16 protein-coding genes and 2 pseudogenes are annotated in these 20,276 nt (G+C 71.5%); 11 read left to right on the top strand and 7 right to left on the bottom strand.

The window, feature by feature from the left end; genetic code table 11:
• Positions 1-70: 70 nt before the first annotated feature.
• On the bottom strand, positions 71-1,129 hold the full coding sequence (locus KIS93_RS60580) for a LacI family DNA-binding transcriptional regulator (RefSeq protein ID WP_268966951.1): 1,059 nt from the start codon (positions 1,127-1,129) through the stop codon (positions 71-73).
• A 141-nt stretch (positions 1,130-1,270) separates the two neighbouring features.
• On the opposite strand from KIS93_RS60580, the gene KIS93_RS60575 reads away from it, so the two are divergent.
• From KIS93_RS60575 to KIS93_RS60540, 8 genes are all read left to right on the top strand, one after another.
• Positions 1,271-2,917 (top strand): FAD-dependent oxidoreductase, encoded by a 1,647-nt coding sequence (locus KIS93_RS60575; protein ID WP_080038487.1) that lies wholly within the window; start codon positions 1,271-1,273, stop codon positions 2,915-2,917.
• Positions 2,914-4,431, top strand: a complete 1,518-nt coding sequence (locus KIS93_RS60570; RefSeq protein WP_080038488.1) for an FAD-dependent oxidoreductase — start codon at positions 2,914-2,916, stop codon at positions 4,429-4,431. The genes KIS93_RS60575 and KIS93_RS60570 overlap by 4 nt, the downstream gene beginning before the upstream one ends.
• A gap of 78 nt (positions 4,432-4,509) precedes the next feature.
• A complete protein-coding gene (locus tag KIS93_RS60565) occupies positions 4,510-7,788 on the top strand; it encodes a glycoside hydrolase family 38 N-terminal domain-containing protein (protein WP_080038489.1) in 3,279 nt (1,092 codons plus the stop codon).
• A 23-nt stretch (positions 7,789-7,811) separates the two neighbouring features.
• A complete protein-coding gene (locus KIS93_RS60560) occupies positions 7,812-9,410 on the top strand; it encodes an extracellular solute-binding protein (protein WP_080038490.1) in 1,599 nt (532 codons plus the stop codon).
• A 3-nt stretch (positions 9,411-9,413) separates the two neighbouring features.
• Entirely contained in the window at positions 9,414-10,379 is a 966-nt protein-coding gene (locus tag KIS93_RS60555; RefSeq protein ID WP_080038491.1) for an ABC transporter permease, read from the top strand.
• A complete protein-coding gene (locus tag KIS93_RS60550) occupies positions 10,376-11,230 on the top strand; it encodes a carbohydrate ABC transporter permease (RefSeq protein WP_080038492.1) in 855 nt (284 codons plus the stop codon). Before KIS93_RS60555 ends, KIS93_RS60550 begins: the two co-directional genes overlap by 4 nt.
• Before the next feature lie 3 nt (positions 11,231-11,233).
• The gene (locus KIS93_RS60545; RefSeq protein WP_080038493.1) at positions 11,234-13,309 is read left to right on the top strand and encodes a hypothetical protein; all 2,076 of its coding nucleotides are present in this window, start codon (positions 11,234-11,236) and stop codon (positions 13,307-13,309) included.
• A gap of 191 nt (positions 13,310-13,500) precedes the next feature.
• Positions 13,501-13,962 (top strand): GNAT family N-acetyltransferase, encoded by a 462-nt coding sequence (locus tag KIS93_RS60540; RefSeq protein ID WP_080038494.1) that lies wholly within the window; start codon positions 13,501-13,503, stop codon positions 13,960-13,962.
• Positions 13,963-14,032: 70 nt separating this feature from the next.
• Here KIS93_RS60540 and KIS93_RS67055 read toward each other — a convergent pair whose 3' ends face one another.
• Positions 14,033-14,953: a GlxA family transcriptional regulator gene (locus tag KIS93_RS67055; RefSeq protein WP_420895899.1), complete on the bottom strand. Its 921-nt coding sequence runs from the start codon at positions 14,951-14,953 to the stop codon at positions 14,033-14,035.
• Here KIS93_RS67055 and KIS93_RS69475 point away from each other — a divergent pair.
• Positions 14,889-15,194, top strand: coding sequence for a type 2 periplasmic-binding domain-containing protein (locus KIS93_RS69475; RefSeq protein ID WP_080038496.1), 306 nt, complete (start codon positions 14,889-14,891; stop codon positions 15,192-15,194). The genes KIS93_RS67055 and KIS93_RS69475 overlap by 65 nt on opposite strands.
• Positions 15,195-15,317: 123 nt before the next feature.
• Here KIS93_RS69475 and KIS93_RS60525 read toward each other — a convergent pair whose 3' ends face one another.
• From KIS93_RS60525 to KIS93_RS60505, 5 genes are all read right to left on the bottom strand, one after another.
• Positions 15,318-15,575 carry a hypothetical protein gene (locus KIS93_RS60525; RefSeq protein ID WP_155127039.1) on the bottom strand — a complete coding sequence of 86 codons (258 nt, stop codon included), beginning with the start codon at positions 15,573-15,575 and terminating at the stop codon, positions 15,318-15,320.
• 251 nt (positions 15,576-15,826) lie between these two features.
• Positions 15,827-16,354 (bottom strand): lasso peptide biosynthesis B2 protein, encoded by a 528-nt coding sequence (locus tag KIS93_RS60520; RefSeq protein WP_080038498.1) that lies wholly within the window; start codon positions 16,352-16,354, stop codon positions 15,827-15,829.
• Complete coding sequence (locus KIS93_RS60515; RefSeq protein WP_080038499.1) at positions 16,351-16,626, bottom strand: PqqD family protein; 276 nt, start codon at positions 16,624-16,626, stop codon at positions 16,351-16,353. The genes KIS93_RS60520 and KIS93_RS60515 overlap by 4 nt, the downstream gene beginning before the upstream one ends.
• Entirely contained in the window at positions 16,604-18,322 is a 1,719-nt protein-coding gene (locus KIS93_RS60510; RefSeq protein WP_155127042.1) for an asparagine synthase-related protein, read from the bottom strand. Before KIS93_RS60510 ends, KIS93_RS60515 begins: the two co-directional genes overlap by 23 nt.
• A 275-nt stretch (positions 18,323-18,597) precedes the next feature.
• On the bottom strand, positions 18,598-19,467 hold the full coding sequence (locus tag KIS93_RS60505; protein WP_230466147.1) for an alpha/beta hydrolase: 870 nt from the start codon (positions 19,465-19,467) through the stop codon (positions 18,598-18,600).
• Between the two features lie 340 nt (positions 19,468-19,807).
• On the opposite strand from KIS93_RS60505, the pseudogene KIS93_RS60500 reads away from it, so the two are divergent.
• Both KIS93_RS60500 and KIS93_RS69470 read left to right on the top strand, forming a co-directional pair.
• Positions 19,808-19,999, top strand: a pseudogene (locus KIS93_RS60500) (transposase); the annotation flags it as partial.
• Between the two features lie 86 nt (positions 20,000-20,085).
• A pseudogene (locus KIS93_RS69470) lies at positions 20,086-20,276 on the top strand (transposase); the annotation flags it as partial.

Genomic DNA, 20,276 nt, shown 5'->3' with positions numbered 1-20,276 from the left:
CCTGGAGCGCCGCGCCGCTCGGTGCTCCTGACCCCCGAGTACGGGCGCGGAGCCTTGCCGAGCGGTGACGCTACGCCGTTACGCGGGGAGGGGCGACGGTGCCCTCGAGCGTGTGGGTGCACGGCAGCAGGATCTGCCGCTCGTACTCGCCGACCGGGTCGGTGATCTGCGAGGTCAGGAGGCTGACCGCGCGGCGCCCCATGGCGTTGCGGGGGATGCGCAGCGTGGCGAGCGGGTCGAGGCCCGACTCGCCTGCGGGGTCGTCCACGAGCAGCACCAGCGACAGGTCGCCCGGGATGGCGAGGCCGCGCAGCCTCGCCATGGCGACCAGCACCCGGACCAGGCTGACCGCCTCGACCAGGACGGCGGTGGCGCCGTCGCGCACGGCCTGGTCCAGCCACTGGGCGGTCAGGTCGTCGGGGCGGGTGAAGAGCGGCTTGGGCACGGGCAGCCCGAACCGCTCCAGAGCCGCGTGGAAACCCTCCCACCGGTCGGTCTGCGGCTCGTCGCGCTTGGCCTCGCCCAGGTAGGCGAAGGTGCGGTGGCCCAGAGCGACCAGGTCGTCGACGATCCGGCCGGTGGCGGCCCGGTAGTCGCCGCCGACGTAGGAGATCTCCGTGCCGGGGACCTCGCGGTGGCCGATGTAGACGAACGGGTGCCGGTCGGCGGCCAGCCGCGTGAGGTCCTCCCTGTGGGTGTGGTGGCCGAGCAGCAGGCTGCCGTTGGCCTGGCGCAGCCCGTTCGCCGAGCCGCTGTAGAGGCGGCGCACGCCGTCCTCGTTCGGGGCCGCGGTGAACAGGACGAGGTTGCAGCCCTCGATCCCGGCCTGCTCCTCGATGCCCTGGAGGAACTCGAAGTAGTAGTCCCTGGCGCTGGTCGGGAAGATCGGCTCGAAGGTGTGCACGCCGAGCAGAAGCGGCGCCTGGCGCCCGCCGGCCGCCCCGCGTTGCTGGCCCGCCGAGACGTATTTGAGCTGCCGGGCGGCCCTGAGCACCTTGCGCTGCGTCTCGGCCGAGATGCGGCCGAGGTCGCCCGAGCCGGTCAGCACCATCGAGACGGTCGACTGCGACACGCCCGCCTCCCGTGCGATGTCCGCCTGGCTGGGCCCTCTCCCCCTTGATCGCGACATGCCCCGATTCTGCATCAGTAATAGAGAGGATGTCCAGTGCTGATATTTGCATTTCTATTAGCTGTTGACATCCCGATTCGCCTGCGGCTTAACATGTGCGAAACCTGCGGACCTGGTGCAGAGAAGGCTGGCAAATTAGCAATGATTGAGCTGAATGTTGACCTGTTAGTGGTAGGTGGCGGGCTCGGAGGGGTGGCGGCCGCGCTGACGGCGGCCCGCCTGGGCCACCGGGTGCTGCTGACCGAGGAGACGGACTGGCTGGGCGGTCAGCTCACCGCGCAGGCCGTGCCGTCGGACGAGCACCCGTGGATCGAGACGCCGCACGTGTCCTCCGGCTACCGCGAGTTGCGCCATCGCATCCGCGACTACTACCGGCGCAACTACCCGCTCCTGCCCGAGGTGGCCGCGCAGGACGTGCTCAACCCCGGCCTCGGCAACGTGAGCAAGCTCTGCGTCGAGCCCCGGGTCGCGCTGGCGGCCCTGGAAGAGATGCTCATGCCGTACGTCTCCGCGGGCCGGATCACCGTGCTGCTCGACACCGTCCCGGTCACCGCCGGGACCGACGGTGACCGGGTGACCTCCGTGACCCTGCGCAGTACCCGCACCGGCGAGCTGACCACGGTCACCGCCCCGCTGGTCGCCGACGCCACCGAGCTGGGCGACCTGCTGGAGCTCACCGGCACCGAGCACGTCATCGGCGCCGAGTCGCAGGAGGAGACCGGCGAGCCGTACGCCGCCCCGGTGGCCGACCCCACCGACCAGCAGGCGATCACCTGGTGCTTCCCGCTGGAGTACCGGCCCGGCGAGGAGCACGTCATCGACAAGCCGGCCTCCTACGACCACTGGAAGAACCACGTCGACCCCTTCTGGCCGGGCCCGCAGCTCTCCTGGGAGAAGATCGACATCCACACCATGAAGGGCCGGGTCAACCGCATCTTCGAAGGCGACATGGACGCCGTGAGCCTGGCCGACCTGTGGCACTTCCGCCGCATCCGGGCCCGCACCCAGTTCGACCGCGCGCTCATCGACACCGACATCACGCTGGTGAACTGGCCCAACATCGACTACTGGGAGGCGCCGCTGCTCGGCCCCGGCGCCGACCGCGAGAAGGCGCTGCAGCGGTGCAAGGAGCTGTCGCTGTCGTACCTGCACTGGATGCAGACCGAGGCGCCGCGGCCCGACGGCGGGCACGGCTATCCGGGGCTGCGGCTGCGTCCCGACCTGACCGGCACGGCCGACGGGATGGCGAAGGCCGCCTACATCCGTGAGTCGCGCCGCATCAGGGCCCGCTTCACGGTGCTGGAGCAGCACATCGCGGTCGTGGACCGTCCCGAGGGGGCGGGGGCCGAGCGGTTCGCCGACTCGGTGGGCGTCGGCCACTACAACATCGACCTGCATCCGAGCACGGCCGGCATCAACTACGTCAACCTGGAGGTCTACCCCTTCCAGCTCCCGCTGGGCGCGCTCGTCCCGGTCCGGATGCGCAACCTGCTGCCGGCCAACAAGAACATCGGCACCACCCACATCACCAACGGCAGCTACCGGCTGCACCCGGTGGAGTGGAGCATCGGCGAGGCCGTCGGCGCGCTGTCGGCGCTCTGCCTGAGCCGCGGCACCGAGCCGCACGCCGTGGCCGACTCCACGACCCTGACCGAGGACCTGCAGCGGCTGCTCACCGGCACTCTCGGCGTGCCCGTGGCCTGGCCGGAGGAGATCGCCGTCATGCGGCCCTCGCAGGCCCGCAAGAACGCCACCCCCACCTACGTCCTGCCCGAGCGGCGCGCATGAGCCCGCCCGTGGAGCAGCACGACGTCGTCATCTACGGTGCGACGCTCGCCGGGATCATGGCCGCGCTGCGGCTGCGCCTGCGCGGCCTGAGCAGCCTGATCCTGGAGCCGACCGGGCACGTGGGGGGCATCGTGGCCGGCGGGCTGGTCAAGAGCGACCCGCCGAACGTCATCGAGGCCCTGGCCGGGCTCACCCGCGACCGCTTCTTCGGCGGCATCGGCCACGAGTACGGCGCCGCCGAGCCCCGCTACCGCTTCGAGCCCAAGGTCGCCGAGCGGGTCGCCCTGCGGCTGCTGGCCGAGGCGGGCGCGCAGGTGGTGACCGGCGCCCGCATCCACGGCCCGGCCGACGTCGAGACGCGGGGCCGCCGCATCCAGGCGGTGCTCGGCCGGCGGGCCCGCTTCTTCATCGACGCCTCCTACGAGGGCGACCTCATGGCCGCCGCCGGCGTGCCGTACACGTACGGGCGGGAACCCCGCTCCCGCTACGACGAGCCGTTCGCCGGCGTGCTGCCGCACCGGGCGCTGCGCCGCAGCGAGTTCGCGCCCAACGCCGGCTACCCGGTGGGCCCGCCCCCGGCCGAGCCGCCGGGCGAGGGCGACGCCAGGACGCAGGCGTACAACTTCCGCGGCGTGTTGTCCAAGGCGGCCGACCGGCTGCCCTTCCCCAGGCCCGACGGGTACGACCCGGCCCTGTACGGCCTGCTCGGCCAGCTCATCACCCGGCGCGGCATCACCGGCCTGTCCGACATCGTCACGCACACGGCCCTGCTGCCGCCCGGCGACAAGTACCAGACCAACCAGGCGCTGTTCATCGGCTTCGACCTGCCGGGCGCGTCGTGGGACTACCCGGACGGCACCTGGGCCCGGCGCGAGGAGGTCATCGCCGAGCACGTGCGCTGGCACCAGGGCATGCTCTACTGGCTGGCCAACGACCCGTCGCTGCCGGAGTCGTTCCGCGCCGACACGCGGGCGTTCGGGCTGCCGGCCGACGAGTTCGCCGACAGCCCGTACGGCGCCGGCTTCCCGCATGCCCTGTACGTCCGCGAGGGCCGCCGCATGATCGGCCAGTACGTCCTCACCCAGCACGACCTGCGCATACCCGGCAACACGAAGGCGACGCCGGTGTGCTGCTGGAAGTACGGCATCGACTGCCACATCGTCCAGCTCTACCCGGAGGGGGAGCACACGATCGTGGGGGAGGGGCCGCCCAGCGGCACCGAGTACAACGAGCCGGCCGACCTCTACCAGATCCCCGCCGAGTGCCTGTTCCCCGCCCGCGGAGGGATTGAGAACGTGGCCGTGCCCGTCTGCTTCTCCGCCAGCCACGTCGCCTGCCTGTCGGCCCGCATGGAGCCGAACTACGGCATGCTCGGCGAGGCCGCGGGCGAGCTGGCCGCCCAGTCCCTGCGCACCGGGCAGGCCGTGCAGGACTACCGCTACCCCGACCTGGCCGCCGCTCTGGAAGAGCACGGCAGCGTGCTCTCCCTGCCCGACCTGGAGCCCACGCCATGATCCGCGCCGCATTTCCGTCCGGCCTGGAGCCCGCCCCATGATCCGCGCCGCATTTCCGTCCGGCCCGGAGGCGGCGCCATGATCCCCGACCCGCCGTTCCAGCCGGGACCGCTCGACGCCGCCGCCGGCCGGCGGCCGCACCGGATCGAGCTGCCACTGCACGTGGGCGAGTCCCGCGAGCGGTGGTCGCTGCGGCTGCGGTTCACGGCCGGGCACGGCCCCTGCCCCGACCTGGAGCTCGAGATCGACGGCGCGCACCGCGGGCTCGTCCACCCCGAGGTGCGGCGCGAGGACCGCGCCGAGGTCTACCGGCACGGCCCCATCGCCGGCGAGGTCCGGCTGGACGTGCCGATCCCCGGCTCCATGCTCCCGCCGGGCGAGCACGTCCTGGCCATCACCACCACCCTGGACCGCGAGGCCGCCACCGGACCCGTCACGATCCCGGAGCCGGGCCCGGCCCGGCACCGCGAGCAGTTCGGGCACCACTTCGGCAGCGGCATCACCTGGCGCTCCATCACCCTCGAACCCGCGGCGGCGCCGCCGCCCGGGCCCGAGCTGCGCGTCACGCCGCTCTACCTGCACGACGGCCGCGAGCTGGTCGAGCTCACCGTGCCCCTGCCCGCCCGCCGCGCGCGGGTCCGCCTCGCCGGCCGTACCCACGGCTTCGACCTGCCGGGACGCGACTTCGGCCAGGCCCGCGTGCGCTTCCCCGTCCCCGAGGCGCGCGGCCCGGCCGAGGTGACGGTGGACGGCGGCGACCCCGTGACGTTCACCCTCACCCCCGCCCGCAAGTGGACGCTGCACCTCATCCCGCACGTGCACCTCGACGTCGGCTACACCGACACCCAGGGCAAGGTGCTGGAGCTGCACAGCCGCAACCTCGACCGCGCGGTGGCCGCCCTCGACCGCGACCCCGGCTTCGCCTTCTCCGTGGACGGCTCGCTGGTGCTGGCCCAGTACCTGGCCACCCGCTCGGACAAGAGCGCGGGGCGCGTGCTCCAGGCGCTGCGGGACGGCCGCATCGCGGTCAACGCCTTCCACAGCCTCTTCCTGTCCGGGGTGGCCTCGCTGGAGGAGATCTACCGGGCGGCCTACCTGGCGGCACGGCTGCGTGACGAGCACGGCGTGCCCGTCACGTACGCCAACCTCACCGACGTGCCCTCCTACAGCGCGGCCCTGCCCTCGATCCTGGCCGCGCTCGGCATCGACGGCTTCGTCGGCATCGAGAACCACCACCGCGGCGGCAACGCCGACAGCGACACGCAGCACCTGCTCAGCCCCGTCATGTGGGAGGGCGTGGACGGCTCCCGCGTGCTCACGCACTTCTCCGACACCTACTCGCAGCTCCGCTTCATGGTGGGCGACCCGCAGACCGTCGAAGGCGGCGCCCACTCCCTGTGCCGCCTGCTGGCCCGCTACGAACGCCCCGACTACCTGCCGCACGACCTGGCGATCATCGGCACCCACGCCGACAACGAGGACCTCGCCGACGGCGACGCCGGCTTCGCCGCCCGCTGGAACGCCGTCTACGCCCATCCCCGCATCGTCGTCTCCACGATGGCCGGCTACCTGGACGCGGTCCGCCCCCTGGCCGACCGGCTGCCCGTGTGGCGCGGCGACGGCGGCAGCTACTGGGAGGACGGCGTCGGCACCGGCGCCACCGTGGTCGCCGAGCACCGGCGGGCACAGAGCGCGCTGCCCGCCACCGAGGGGCTGGCCGCCCTGGTCGCGCGGACCGAACCGGCCTACCGCCCCCACCGGGAGGCGCTGGACGCCGCATGGGAGGGCGCGCTGTTCGGCGCCGAGCACACCTGGACCTGGTCACACGCGCTCGCCCACCCCCACGGCGAGCAGGTCGGCGACCAGCTCGACTGGAAGCGCCACCAGGTGCACACCGCCCTGCGCACCGCCGTGGACGAGGGCCGCAGGGCGCTGAGCCAGCTCGGCGAGCTGGTCACCACCCGGGGCCCGGCGTTGCTCGTCCACAACCCGCTGAGCTGGACGCGGGACGTGGAGGTCGAGTACGAGTCCACCGCGCCGCCCCCGCTGCCCGCCGAGGTGTTGTCCGACTGCGCCGGCCTGCGCCGCTACCGCATGACGGTGGCCGGCGTGCCCGCCTTCGGCTACCGCACGATCCCGCTGCCCGACCCGGCCGCGCTCGCGCCGGGCGAGGAGGACGGCCGCCGCGCCACCGGGCTCGCCCATGAGCAGGACTGGCAGCCGGTTCCGCCGCGCCTGGTCACCCCCCTCTGGGAGGCCGAGCTCGATCCCGCGACCGGCGCGCTGCTCGCCCTCACCCACCGGCCCACCGGACGGCCGCTGCTCGACGGCCCCCTCGGCCAGGTCCGCTACGTCCGCAACGGCCCTTCCACCCGCGTCGTCACCGGGCACGCCGGCGAGCCGCACCACCACCCGCCCGTGCCCCGCACCTCCCTGGACGGCCGCCGCCCGCACGCCGTCCCTCCGGAGCTGGACGTCTTCCCGGCGGCCATGCGCCCCGTCGGGCTGCGCCGCACGTACGACGGCTGGCGCGTGCGGGCGGTGGGCAGCGCGCCCAGCCTGCCGCACGTCGAGGTGGACATCCTGCTCAGGGACGCCGACGACCGCGTGGACGTGCTCGTGCGCCTGGAGAAGGAGCGCGAGCCCGCCAAGGAGTCGGTCTACGTCACCTTCCCGTTCGCGCACGAGGAGCCGCGCTTCTGCTACGACCGCCAGCAGGGCTGGATCGACCCCGCCGCCGACCACGCTCCGGGCGCGTGCCAGGAGTGGTTCACCACCCAGTACGGCGTCGTCGTCAGCTCCCCGTCCGGCGCCGTGGTGTGGGCCTCGGCCGACGCGCCGCTGTTCACCGCCGGGGACATCGTGCGCGGCGCCTGGCCCGAGCGCTTCGCCCCCGCGAGCGGCGCACTCCACTCGTGGGTCATGAACAACTACTGGCCCACCAACACCCCGCCGGAGCAGGACGGCACGCTGACCCTCCGCTACGCCTTCCGCCCCCTGCGGGCCTTCGACCCGGTGGCCGCCGGCCGGCTGGGCCGCGAGCTCCGTGCCGCGCCCATGGTGTCGGAGGTGACCAGGCTCGACAAGTTCGACACCGGGCCCCGCCCGCTCGATGCCCCCGCGGCGAGCCTGCTCGATCTCGGCCTGCCGGACTGGGCCGCCGCGACCGTCGCCGAGCCACGCGACCGCACCGGGCTGCTCGTCCGCCTCCAGGACCTGTCGGGCCGGGGCGGTGAGGCACACCTGCGCCACCCCGGCCGGATCGTGGTGTGCCGCGCCGACGAGACGGAGCTCGGCGAGCTCGACGGCCCCGTCCACCTCGGCCCCTGGGCCGTCACCACCCTCAAGCTCCTCTAGGACCCTTCCAGAAAGGAAAGGCCATGTCTGACGCGCGTCACAGCAGGCGCCAGTTCCTCCAGCTCACCGGGAGCACCGCTCTGCTGGCCGCCTCGGGCGGCCTGCTGACGGCCTGCGGCCCGTCCTCACCCCAGGCGGGCCCGCAGGCCGGGACGCGCAAGGCGGTCATGCCCGCGTACGTCCCGTCCAGCCTCGTCAAACCCGACCTGCCGGCCACCGCCGAGGGCGTGCTGGCCGCCTACTACTCCTACCCCGCCGAGCCCGTCACCGCGTTCACCGACAAGCCCGGCGAAGGGCTGGGCGAGGTCAAGGTGCTGACCAACATGTTCAACCCGGTGCCACCCGGCGCGGGCGCCAACCGATTCTGGCAGGAGCTGAACACCCGGCTCGGCGCCACGCTGAACATCACCATGGCGCCCGCCGCCGACTACGTGAGCAAGCTGTCCACCGTCATCGCCAGTGGCGACCTGCCCGACATCCTCATGTTGTCGGCCACCCTGGCCAACCGCTCGCAGATCCTCACCCGCCTGTGCGCCGATCTCAGCGACCTGGTCTCCGGCGACGCCGTCAAGACCTACCCGTTCCTCGCCAACATCCCGCGCGACTCGTGGCTGGCCACCGCCTACCAGGGCGGCGTGTACGCCATCCCCATCCCGCGCGCCATCGTCGGCACGATCATGTTCGCCCGCTCCGACCTCATCGCCGAACGGGGCCTGAGCGGCGAGCCCAAGAGCTACGACGACTTCCTCGCCCTGGCCAAGGGCCTGACCGACCCGGCCAGGAACCGGTGGGCGTTCGGCAGCGCCAAGGGCGTCATCACCTACGTCGGCACCATGCTCGGCGTGCCGAACACGTGGCGCGAGCAGGGCGGCACGTTCACCTCGGAACACGAGGTCGAGGGCCGCAAGGAGGCCATCGCCAAGACCGCCGAGATGGTCAAGGCCGGCCTGTTCCACCCCGACGCCATCGGCGGCAAGCTCAACCTGCGCGACCTGTTCGGCAACGGCACCATCGCACTCAACGCCGACGGCTACGCCGCCTGGGACATCCTGGCCGACACCTACAAGGTGGACGTCGGCGCCGTGGTCTCGCCGGGCCCTGCCCGCGCGGGCCAGGCATATTTCGCCATCACCGCGTTCAAGAAGGCAGAACGCGACCGGCTGGCCAAGCTGCTGCGCATCTGCGACTGGCTGAGCGCGCCGCTCGGCACGAGCGAGTACATGTTCCGCAAGTTCGGCATCGAGGGCACCCACTACACGATGAAGGACGGCACACCCGAGCCGACCAGCCTCGGCAAGGCCGAGGTCAAGCTCCCCCTGGAGTACATCGCCGACGCCCCCCACGTGCTCGGCCCCCGGCCCCGCGCACGGGTGCACGCGCAGCGCGCCTACCAGGAGCGGGTCGTGCCCACGATCGTCCGCAACCCGGCCGCCGCCCTCTACTCCGAGACCGCCGTCAACAAGAACGGCACCCTCGCCAAGATCATCGATCAGGCCGAGCTGGACATCGTCTCCGGCCGCAAGCCCGTCAGTCACTGGGACGAGGTCGTCAGACAGTGGCGCGCCCAGGGCGGCGACCAGATCCGCCGCGACTACGAGACCGCGCTGGCCAAGGGCGACTGAGCGATGGCACTCGACGTGAAATCCCCGCCCGCGCGCCCGGCCGCCCCGCCGCGGCGCGCCGCACCGAAGCTCTCCCGGCTGCGCAGGGACGGGCTGCTGCTCCTGCTCGGCGTGCCGGGCCTGCTCGTGATCCTGCTGTTCCACTACGTGCCGATGCTCGGCAACGTGATCGCCTTCAAGGACTACCAGCCCTTCCTCGGCATCTGGGAGGCGCCATGGGTCGGCTTCGAGAACTTCCGGGTGATCTTCAACGGTGACCCGGCGTTCCTCAACGCGCTGGTCAACACGCTCGTCATCTCGCTCGTGCAGATCGTCTTCGTCTTCCCCGTGCCGATCGCGCTGGCGCTGCTGCTCAACTCGCTGGCCGGGCCGCGGGTCAAGCGGCTGGCCCAGTCGATCCTCTACCTGCCGCACTTCATGTCGTGGGTGGTCGTCGTCGCGATCTTCCAGCACATGCTGGGCAACGCCGGCCTGCTGAACACGTTCCTGCGCGGGCACGACCTGGCCACGCTGCCGCTCCTCGGCAACCCCGACCTGTTCCTGGCCCTGATCACCTCGCAGGTCATCTGGAAGGACGCCGGCTGGGGCACGATCATCTTCCTGGCCGCGCTCTCCCGCGTCGACCCCGAGCTGTACGAGGCCAGCGCCATGGACGGCGCCTCCAAGACCCGCCAGCTCTGGCACGTGACGCTGCCCGGCATCCGCGGCGTGATCGTGCTGATGCTCATCCTCAAGCTCGGCGACGTGCTCACCGTCGGGTTCGAGCAGATCATCCTGCAACAGGGCATGGTCGGCACGGAGGTGTCGGAAGTGCTGGACACCTACGTCTACACCTACGGCGTCGTCGGCGGCAACTGGGGCGTGGCCGCCGCGGTCGGCCTGGTCAAGGGCCTGGTCGGGCTGGTGCTCGTGCTCGGCGCCAACAAGGTCGCGCACCTGCTGGGCGAGAGAGGGCTCTACACCAAATGATCGTTCGTGCCGTCAAGGGCGTGGTCGTGGCCGCCTGCTGCGCCCTGGTGATCCTGCCGTTCCTCGCCGTCCTGTCCACCAGCCTGGCCGACCAGGCACAGGTCACCGCCACCGGCGGCTACGTCCTGTGGCCCGATCGGCCCAACCTCGACGCCTACCGGGCCATCCTGGCCGGCGGGGTCGTCACCCGGGCGCTGCTCGTCTCCATCGGCGTCACCGTGGCGGGCACGCTGCTCTCACTGACCTGCGTCACGCTGCTGGCGTACTCGCTGAGCCGGCCGGGCTCGCTGCTGCACCGCCCGATCCTGCTCACCGTGCTGTTCACGCTGCTGTTCGCGCCCGGCATGATCCCGATGTACCTGACGATCAAGCAGCTCGGCCTGCTGGACTCCTACTGGTCGCTCATCCTGCCGGGGCTGGCCAGCGGGTTCCAGATCATCATCATGCGCGCCTTCTTCCAGGAGATCCCGGGCGAGCTGATCGACGCGGCCCGCATCGACGGCGCCGGCGAGCTGCGCATCCTGCTGCGCGTCGTGCTGCCGCTGTCCAAGGCCGTCATCGCCGTCGTCGGGCTCTTCAGCGCGGTCGCGTACTGGAACGCGTTCTTCAACGCCATGCTCTACCTCAACGACACCGAGAAGTGGCCGTTGCAGCTCGTCCTGCGCACGTACGTCATCGACAACAGCGCGCTCGGCGTCGACGCGGCGGACCTGTCGGGCGGCTTCCTGCCCCCTCCCCAGTCCATGCAGATGGCGATCCTGGTGCTGAGCCTGATCCCCATCGCGATCGTCTACCCGTTCCTCCAAAAGCACTTTGCCAAGGGCATCCTCATCGGCGCGGTGAAAGGCTGACACATGAAGATCAACGAAGACCGCCGTCGCATCCTGTCGGCGTTAGGCGCGGGCGGCGCGGCCGCCATGGCGCTGAGCGCCGCACCCGCGCAGGCCGCCGAACGCGACGTCCGGCAGATCGCCGGGGTCAAGGACCTGCGCAACACCCCTGGCCAGCCGGGCGAGCAGATCCACCTGCTCGGCTACCACCAGGCCGAGCCCGGCGTGACGGCCACGCCCGGACGCGGCGGCGGCGACCTGTACTGGGACGAGACCAGCACCGAGCCCGACGACGACGGCACCGTCTTCGCCGTCGCCGGCGTGGCCACCGGCCGGTGGAAGCGGCCCGTCGCCACCACCGTGGACCTGGCCTGGTACGGATGGCGCGGCACCGGCGCCGACGACGACAGCCGGCGCCTCCAGAACGCCGTCAACGCCCTGCCCGCCGGCGGCACGATCGAGATCGGCCCCGGCAAGGTGCTCATCAAGAAGACGATCTCGGTCAAGCGCGTGCCCATCACCTTCGACGGCGCCGGCCACACCGACAGCCCTGACCACGGCACCCAGATCCTGCTCCAGACCGGAACCGCCGACGGCTTCCTGCTGACCGGCGTGCACGGCGGCGGCTTCCGCAACCTGCAGATCCGCGGCCTCGACCTGAAGGGCGGCGCGATGATCCGCACCGAGCGGGCCGGGGCGGCCAAGGAGGACGGCAACTACATGCTGGCCTTCACCAACGCCCGCTTCCGCGACGGCCACAACGGGCTCGTGCTGCGCGCCTGCAACACGGTCAGGTTCCAGAACTGCGTCTGGAACACCTTCACCGGCGACCAGGTCATCCTGCTCAACGGCGCCGCCGACGACCAGCGCGCCGACCCCGTCGAGTTCGTGCAGTGCGGCATCGCCGCGGGCAGCGGCAACAAGGTCACCGACAACGTGGTCATCGACGGGCTCGGCGGATCGATCAAGTTCATCGCGACCGCCATCCTGTTCGGGCGGCACGGGCTCTGGATGCGCAACACCACCGGCAGCAAGGCGCTGCCGAAGTTCGTCTACTTCGAGGGCGGCGGCTTCGAGAACGGCCACGGCGTGCCCGTCCTGCTGGAAGCCGGGGCGCAGGCCCAGTTCGCCAACACCTACATCTCCGCCGACGGCGAGTTCGACAACGTCCGCGTCGGGCCCGGCTTCGTCGGCGGAGTCACCTTCACCGGCTGCGTCATCCGCGGCGCCGGCCGCAACGGCATCGACGTCGCCTCCGCCAGGACCACCGTGAGCGGCTGCCTCATCGGCAACAACGGCCGGATGGCCCACGCCGACTTCGCCCGCCGGATCAGCGCCGTGACCGGCAACGGCTCGGGCGGCGTCCGCGTCACCACCTCCGCCCCGCACGGCTGGGAGAGCGACGACCGCGTCACCGTCACCGGGATCACCGGCCTGGACGGCGCCTGGACGATCCAGGTGGTCAGCGACACGGCCTTCGACCTGAAGGGCGCGAAACCCGGCACCTACACGGGCAGCGGCCAGGTCTACCGGCACGGCGCCGGCATCAACATCCGCGCGCAGGCGACCCGCGTGGTCGTCACCGGCAACGCCATCGGCGGCTTCGTCGGCGACGGCGTCAACCGGCAGGACTACGGCATCGTCAGCGCCTCACCCGACGTCCTCATCAGCGCCAACGACCTCAACGGCAACCACGCCGGCCCGTACGCCCTGACCGGCGAGCAGACCGCCCAGACCCGCGCCACCGGCAACAAGGGCATCCAGCAGATCGACGGCTGGCTGACCGCGCGCATCGACGGCGCCGTCACCGACGGCCCGCACGACCTGTCCAACCTGCTGTACGCCGACGGCCAGCGGCTCCGCATCGTCCGCGTCGGCAGAAAACTCGGCGCGGGAACCTGCCAGGTGCGGCTGGACGCCGACGGCGACAGCGCCGGAGGACCGGCGATCGCCGCCACCACCACCTTCCAGAGCACGACCCTCACCTCGCCGTACGTGGTGGATGGCACCTCGGCCGCCAAACGCCTCCAGGTACGCGTCCTCGGCAGCTCCGGCGCCGAGGGGCTGGTCGTGCAGTTCGGGTACCAGGTGATCGCATGACGTAGGGAACCCTCAGCCGCCGGCGCCTGTCCGAGGCGCGTCCCGCGGCGCAGGCGGAGCAGGAGCCTCGAACGAAGCTTCCAGTAACACCGGGCCGACGACCCTCAGCGGTTCCCGGCCAGTCGCCGGCGCTACCAGGGTCGCGAGACTACCGGCCCGCTTGGGGGCGGAGGCGGCGTCATACTGATGCGATGCTCATCACCGAAGTGTCCCCGGCCGACGATCCGCTTGGCGCGCAGTTGCTCGCCCTGCAACATGCCTCCTACGCCGTCGAGGCCGAGCTCATCGGCGACGACCGGATTCCGCCCCTGCACGAGAGCCTGGACGACCTGCGCGGCCAGCCCCTCTCGTGGCTGGTCGCGAGGATCGAGGGCGACCGGCTGGCGGGTGCGGTGGCGTGGGAGGAGACGCCCGCCGAGGTGGACATCAACCGCCTGATCGTCCATCCCGACGTGCTGCGGCGAGGGATCGGCCGGAGCCTGGTCAAGGAGGTCATGGCCAGGGCGGGGGAGCGCCGGATCGTGGTGTCCACGGGGCGGGACAACGTACCGGCTCGGGCGCTGTACGAACGGCTGGGGTTCGGTGCGCGCGGTGAGCGCGAGGTGATCCCCGGCCTGTGGATCACGCAGTACGGGTTCCCGGCGGCTCTCTGAAGTCACGGCAAAGACCCTTTCAAGGAAGGTTCCGCCTGGGCGGCAGGAGCTGTGGCCGTGACGTGACGCGTCAGCCAGGGCTGGTGCGGCGGAAGGCCGCGCGGTAATCCCTGGGGCGGCGCCCGGTGTGCCTGGCGAACAGCGCGGCGAACGCGCCGGGATCGGCGTATCCGACGGCGGCCGAGATGCCGGCCACGGTGCGGTCAGTGGTCTCCAGAAGGTGGCGGGCACGGCGGACCCGCGCCGCCTGCAGGTACGCCAGCGGGCTCTGCCCGGTCTCCTCGGCGAAGCGGCGCAGCAGCGTACGGGTGCTGACCTGGAACGCGGCCGACAGCGCGGCGAGGTCGTAGCGGGCGGCGAGGTTCTGGTCGAGTCGGCGCATGACCTGCTGGGAGAAGGCGTTGCCGGGCCGGGGCAGCAGGCGCCCGTCGATGTAGGGGGCCTGGGAGGAGCGCGCGTCGTCGACGAGCGCCACGCGCGCGGTCGTACGGGCCACGCCGGCGCCGCTGTGCCGGCGGATGAGATTCAGCGCGAAGTCGTACATGGCGCTGAAGGCCGCCGTCGTCACCCCGGTGTCGGTGACGACCAGGAGCTCGGGACGCACGTCGATGCCCGGGTAGCGGCGGGCCAGCTCGCCGGCGAGGAGCCAGGCTGTCGTGGCGCGGCGCCCGTCGAGCAGGCCGGCCTCGGCGCGTCCGCGAGTGCGAGCCCGGCCCGGCCGCCGAGGCGCTGCGCCGACGGGAGGCCGACATCGCCATCGTCCACGCCTACAGCCTGCTGCCGAGCGAGCCGCCGCCCCGGATGCCGGCAGCACCACCTCATGGACGAGCCCGTGCTGCTCGCCATGCCCGCCGCCCTGGCCGCTTGTCGCGGGCTGAGCCAGGGACAGCGTCCACCTGGCCGACTTCGCGCACGAACGCTGGCTGATGCCCGGTGCCGACACCTCCTGCCACGAGATGACCCGCCGGGCCTGCGGCGCCGCCGGTTTCATGCCGCGCCCGATCGTGACCGCCAACGACTGCTCCGTGCTGAGCGCCCTGGTGGCCGCGGAGGCCGGGACGGTGCTCATCCCCTCGCATGGCCCTGCCCCGCGACACCGAGGGGATCAGCCTGCACCCGCTGGCGGAACGCGTCGGCCGCACGGTGGCGGCCCTACACCCGCACCGGCGACGCCCGCCTGCCACGAGTCGGGCTCGTGCTGGAGGCACTCCGCGACGCCGCCGCGGACGTGACGGGCGCGGGTGAGCGGTGAACGCCGCCGTGATCAGCGCCCGGCGGCCGGCGGATCGCCGCCGTACGAGCCCGTCGTCGGCCGCGTGGCGAGCGGTCGATCGCGTACGAGGCCGTCCGCCGGCTCAGGGCGTCTGCTCGTCGATCTCGCACGAGGTGAAGACCCACTGGTGGCCGCCGCTGTTCTTCAGCGACCAGTACATCCACCCGGTCCCGGTCAGGTCGACGCTGACGGTGAAGTCGAGCGTGATGGCGCCCCCGGAGACGTTCGCGCTCTGCGTGCCGCCGCCGTTCGGGGTGATGAGCTGGTACTGCGTGGCGGCGGCGTTGGTGGTGTTGAGGTGGAAGCGCAGTCGGCAGGTGTGCGGGTTACCGTCGGGCACCCGCACTGCGGGTCCACGGTGCCGACCGGAGTTCAGCCGTACGCCGCGCCGCTCTGCGCACCCGCACCGGACGGGAGCACCGCCCAGAGCAGCACGGCCGCCAGGCCCGCCAGAGCCGATCTTCTCGAGGTGATGCTCATGGGCGCTCCCTTGCGATCGTCGTCGGGTCGAGTGCCGCGCCCACCGATGCTGCTCCCGGAGCAGGCGCGAGGTAACTGCCCGCCGTAGGACACTTACGGGTGCGTCCGCCTTCACGTACGGACCGGCCGGCGCGCCTCGCCGAGGCGGCCGGACCGCACCCGTTGCAACACGGCGTACCCGAGCTGCACGTCCGGGTTGTCGTTGAGCACGTGGCCGTACAACTCGGTCCAGGAGTGGAAGGCGTTGCGAGGAACGGAGACGGTGCGCCCCCTGGCCACGATGACCTGGGCGGGCAGCCCGAGCGCGTTGAGGTGGACGGCCAGGGCGAAGGAGCGGGGCAGGCACTGCCCGTCGGGGGCGAGCACGCGCGTCACCATCTGGCAGAACAGGACCTCGCGGCGGGCCAGTCGGACCGCGGTGGCTTCGGGAAGCCGGGCGATGCGGGCCGAGCCGCGGGCGGGGGCCAGCTCGCGCAGGTACCGCTGGGCCGCCGGCCAGCCGTGGCGGTTATAGGTCCACAGGGCCGCGGCGGTCCGGGCCATGGCGTGGCCGCGCAGCCGCGGCGGGGTGCGCGGAGGCAGCGTGGACGGGTCGAGGTCGCCGAGGAAGAACTCCCATTCCAGCCGGCGGTCCTTCATCGCCGTTCCTCCGCTCCGGCCAGCAGGGCTTGGTCGCCGAGCTGGGAGACCAGCTTGGCGTACCCGGCCCTGAGGGTGGTCTCGGGCGCGTCGATCCGGCCCTGCAGCTCAGCGATCAGCTCGTCGAGCGTCTCGTGGCGCAGGGCGGCCCTGAGCATGACCGTGGCGACGCCGTTCAGGCTCAGGTACACCCCCTGCCGGTTGTCGAGGATGACGCCCGCGTCGTCGGTGTCGTCGAAGACCGCGTGCTCAGCCAGTCGCAGTATCGGCATATGTCCCACCTTCTCTGGTCAGGGCGGCGTGATCGCGCAGGAACAACTCGGTCATGGCGGCGCAGATCAGGGTCTCGCTGTGGCGGCGCAGCGAGGCGGGCTCGGCCAGAACCGCGGCCAGCCGGCTCCGATCGACGATGCCCCTGGTCACGAGCTGAGACTGCGGGGTGCCGATCAGGCCGGCGAACACGTGGGGGTGGGCGATGGCGTACCGCTTGTGCGGCGAGTCCTGCCAGAGCCGCCCGTACCTGCGCCACACGGTGGCCGGCAGGCGGGTGGACAGCAGGAGTCGCAGCACGGGCTTGGGGATCATCCGTCCCTGGTGCACCAGCAGCCGGTAGGCGTGCGGCATGCGCGCGGTGAGCCGCTTGATCTGCCGGTCGCCCAGGGGCGAGCAGCGCAGGATGCCCCGTGGCCACCACAGCATGAGGTCCATGGTGTGTTCCTTGGCCGAGTAGTCGCTGTCGTACCTGTCGTCCGGCACCCCGGGCGCCGGGGCCGTGAACTCGGTCGGGCGGGCGTTGGCGCCGACCGGAAGATACTCGTCCAGCAGCGATGACGACCTGCGCACGCTCCTGAGCACCCGCGACAGCTCCCATCGGGAGGCGATCAGGCCGCGGCACAGCGCCGCCTTCTCGTGCGGCGCGATGTCGCCGAAGAGCACGTCGTGCAGGCCGTAGCGGTACGGCCCGAAACACAGGTCGCCGTCGGCGCCCCAGGTGAGGAAGGTGATGCCGTCCTCGTGGACGCGTTCGGCGAGCTGCTCGACCCAGCGGTAGGCGAAGCCGACGAAAGGATGGGGGAACGGCCGAGCCCGCGACAGGTAACCCTCGCCCGACTCCGTGGGCACCGCCACGAAAGGCACGCCCAGGTGGTCGCAGACGGTACGGGCGTACGCGGACTCGTCGGCGAGCGGGTCGTCCGTGTGCATGTGGTAGGCGACGACGTCGGCGCCCACCTCGACCAGTGCGGTGAGGACGGCGGAGGAGTCGAGGCCGCCGCTGAGCATGATGCCGATCCTGCCGCGCCCGGCGTAGGGGCGGACCGCGTCCAGAAGCATGCGGTGGGCCAGGTCGGCGTACTCCGCCATGGGCGTGCGCCGCGGCAGCTCCAGCGGGGTGATGCGGTCGAAGACGCGGCGGGTGGTGCTGCGGGCGTCCATGACGACCAGCTCGCCGGGGCCTACGGGCTGCGGATGCCGGTAGACGAAGACGTCGTCGCCCCGGCAGCAGCGCCACAGTGCCTGCTCGTCCAGGTCATCCGGCGTTCCGTCGAGCAGGTCCAGCGGATCGGTCGACCAGCGCACGCGTGAGCCTTCCCGCCGGTACAGCAGCCCTTCGGGGGCCACCGCGTTGCGGAACAGGAAGACCTTGTCCGCAGTGACCAGGCAGCCGGCGAGCGGCCCGGGGACGGCGGCCAGCTCGGTGTCGTGGCCGCCTTCCAGCGCCTCGATGACGCGCCGCGACCACGACCGGGTCACCGGCCCGTGCAGGACACCGGACAGCGTGAGATGGCGGCCGGCGCCGTCCGCCGGTGGCGCCGGCACGCCGCTCGCGCCGGCCCTGGTCCACTGGACGGCGACGCCTCCGGGGCGGGAAAGGCGTTCCCCGTAGGGGCGGCACTCGTACGTGACGGGCCGGCCCAGCCGCACGTCGCCGTAACACCCCGGATAATCTCCTGTCAGCACCACAGCCACTGCCGCGACCTCTCCTCTTCAGTTTTCCGGAATGCGCCGAGCCGTTTCGATCCTCTTCCCGGAAATCGGTTTTCCGGGAAGAGGATCGAGAAGGAATCAGATCAGCAGTGTGCGGTGGGCCGGATTGTCACTGAGCAGGATGAAGCCCAGGTGCGTCAGCTCCTCAACCGCCCCCAGGACCTCAACTTTCGGCTCTGTGTACGCCAGCATGGCGACTCCCTTACTGCTCGGATATCCCGACAGTCATGGAACTGTAATGTCGCCGGGGAGGGTGATCAAATGGCCGGTCCGAATTCGCGGCCCGGTCCTTTTCCCTGCTCAGTGCCGCCGCCGAAAACGACGAAGCGGCATGGCCCATTCACAAAAACGCCGTGAGCAGGGAGGCGTCGGGCGGGTTTCATCCCTATTACCGGACGGCAGCCGGACCTGTCCGGTGAGTAAGCCCTCCACAACGGCGCCGGAGGCATCACCGTCAGCGCCGGGAAAACCGGGTTATCGCCGAATCCGATCGCCCTGCCAAGCTTGGCGGGACCAATCCGGCAGGCGGCGGAGAAAGTCGCGGACCAGGGCCGCGATCTGCGGGCCACGTGTCTCCAGGGCGAAGTGGCCGGTGTCCAGGAGTTGAACGCGGGCGTTCTTCGCGTCGCGGGTGAAGGCCAGCGCCCCGTCCGGTCCGAAGGTCTCGTCGTGGCGGCCTCAGACGGCCAGCAGCGGCGGCTGGTGGGTGCGCAGGTACTCCTGCCGGCGCGGGTACTACGGCGGGTTGGTGGCGTAGTGGAGGAAGAGGGCCAGCTGGATGGCGTGGCTGCCGGCCGGTCGACCACGGCCTGATCCAGGGCCGCCTTGTCCGGGTTGACGAGCGTGGTGTCGCGCACGTCGTGCATGTACTGCCAATGGGTGGCCTCCCGGGTGTAGTAACCGAGCAGGGCGTCGGTGTTGGCCTGCGGTGGGTCGGCCCATGCCGTCTTGAACGGCTCCCAGAACGCGGTCAGGTCCTTTTCGTAGGCGTTGCCGTTCCGGCTGACGATGCCGGTGCTCCGTTCAGGGTGGCGCAGTGCGAGGCGGAAGTCGACCGGTGCGCCGTAGTCGTGCACGGAGATCGCGTACCTGGTGACGCCGATGGCGTCGAGCAGTCGGTCCACCACGTCGGCGCGCTGGTCGAAGGTGTACTCCCACGCGTCGGCGTCGGGCGGAGCTGTGACCGAAGCTCGGGTAGCCGGGCGCGGCGAGGTGGAACTCGCCGGACAGCGCGGCCATCAGCTCCTGGTAGGCCGCCGGCGAGGTGGGGAAGCCGTGCAGGAGCACGAGGGTGGGGGCGGACGGGTCGCCGGCCTCGCGGTAGAAGACGTCGAGTCCGTCGATCGGCACGGTGCGGTGGGGCATGCTCATGACCACTTTCTAAGTGCGTGTTTGAGAAGATCGTTCATGTTCGGCGTGGCGGTGTGACGACGAGCGCTGAAGCGTCGTCAGGGTAGGCGGATGCCCGCTGATCGCTACCCTTCAGATCTGACCGACGCGCAGTGGGAGCTGATCGAGCCCTTACTGCCCGAGCCGAACACCGGCGGGCGTCCCGAGAAGCATCAGCGTAGGGAGATCGTCAACGCCATCTTGTACGTGGTGCGCTCGGGCTACCCGTGGCGGTATCTGCCCACCGACCTGCCGCCCTGGCAGACCGTGTAGTGGTACTTCCAGCAGTGGGGGAACAGGCCAGCGTCACCGAGGCGCCTCTGACCGAGCTGCGCATCAAGGCCTGCCGCCAGGTCGGACGCGAGGACGAGCCGGGCGGCGGGCATCATCGACTCCCAGAGTTTCAAAAGCGCCGACACCGTGGGCCGCGACAGTCGCGGCTACGGACGCGGGCAAGAAGGTCAACGGCCGCAAGCGGTTCATCATCACCGACACCGGCCTGCTTGTCACAGTCGCCGTCATGGCCGCGAGTTGGCAAGACCACGAC

Origin of the sequence: [Actinomadura] parvosata subsp. kistnae, from assembly GCF_900323885.1 — a bacterium.
Lineage (GTDB): Bacteria > Actinomycetota > Actinomycetes > Streptosporangiales > Streptosporangiaceae > Nonomuraea > Nonomuraea composti.
This window is presented reverse-complemented; position numbering and strand designations above follow the sequence as displayed.

Excerpts from the sequence above, each read along its gene's own strand:
- KIS93_RS60580 (WP_268966951.1), bottom strand. The coding sequence starts at position 1,129 with ATGTCGCGATCAAGGGGGAGAGGGCCCAGCCAGGCGGACATCGCACGG.
- KIS93_RS60575 (WP_080038487.1), top strand. The coding sequence starts at position 1,271 with ATGATTGAGCTGAATGTTGACCTGTTAGTGGTAGGTGGCGGGCTCGGA.
- KIS93_RS60570 (WP_080038488.1), top strand. The coding sequence starts at position 2,914 with ATGAGCCCGCCCGTGGAGCAGCACGACGTCGTCATCTACGGTGCGACG.
- KIS93_RS60565 (WP_080038489.1), top strand. The coding sequence starts at position 4,510 with ATGATCCCCGACCCGCCGTTCCAGCCGGGACCGCTCGACGCCGCCGCC.
- KIS93_RS60560 (WP_080038490.1), top strand. The coding sequence starts at position 7,812 with ATGTCTGACGCGCGTCACAGCAGGCGCCAGTTCCTCCAGCTCACCGGG.
- KIS93_RS60555 (WP_080038491.1), top strand. The coding sequence starts at position 9,414 with ATGGCACTCGACGTGAAATCCCCGCCCGCGCGCCCGGCCGCCCCGCCG.
- KIS93_RS60550 (WP_080038492.1), top strand. The coding sequence starts at position 10,376 with ATGATCGTTCGTGCCGTCAAGGGCGTGGTCGTGGCCGCCTGCTGCGCC.
- KIS93_RS60545 (WP_080038493.1), top strand. The coding sequence starts at position 11,234 with ATGAAGATCAACGAAGACCGCCGTCGCATCCTGTCGGCGTTAGGCGCG.
- KIS93_RS60540 (WP_080038494.1), top strand. The coding sequence starts at position 13,501 with ATGCTCATCACCGAAGTGTCCCCGGCCGACGATCCGCTTGGCGCGCAG.
- KIS93_RS69475 (WP_080038496.1), top strand. The coding sequence starts at position 14,889 with ATGCCCGGTGCCGACACCTCCTGCCACGAGATGACCCGCCGGGCCTGC.
- KIS93_RS67055 (WP_420895899.1), bottom strand. The coding sequence starts at position 14,953 with ATGAAACCGGCGGCGCCGCAGGCCCGGCGGGTCATCTCGTGGCAGGAG.
- KIS93_RS60520 (WP_080038498.1), bottom strand. The coding sequence starts at position 16,354 with ATGAAGGACCGCCGGCTGGAATGGGAGTTCTTCCTCGGCGACCTCGAC.
- KIS93_RS60515 (WP_080038499.1), bottom strand. The coding sequence starts at position 16,626 with ATGCCGATACTGCGACTGGCTGAGCACGCGGTCTTCGACGACACCGAC.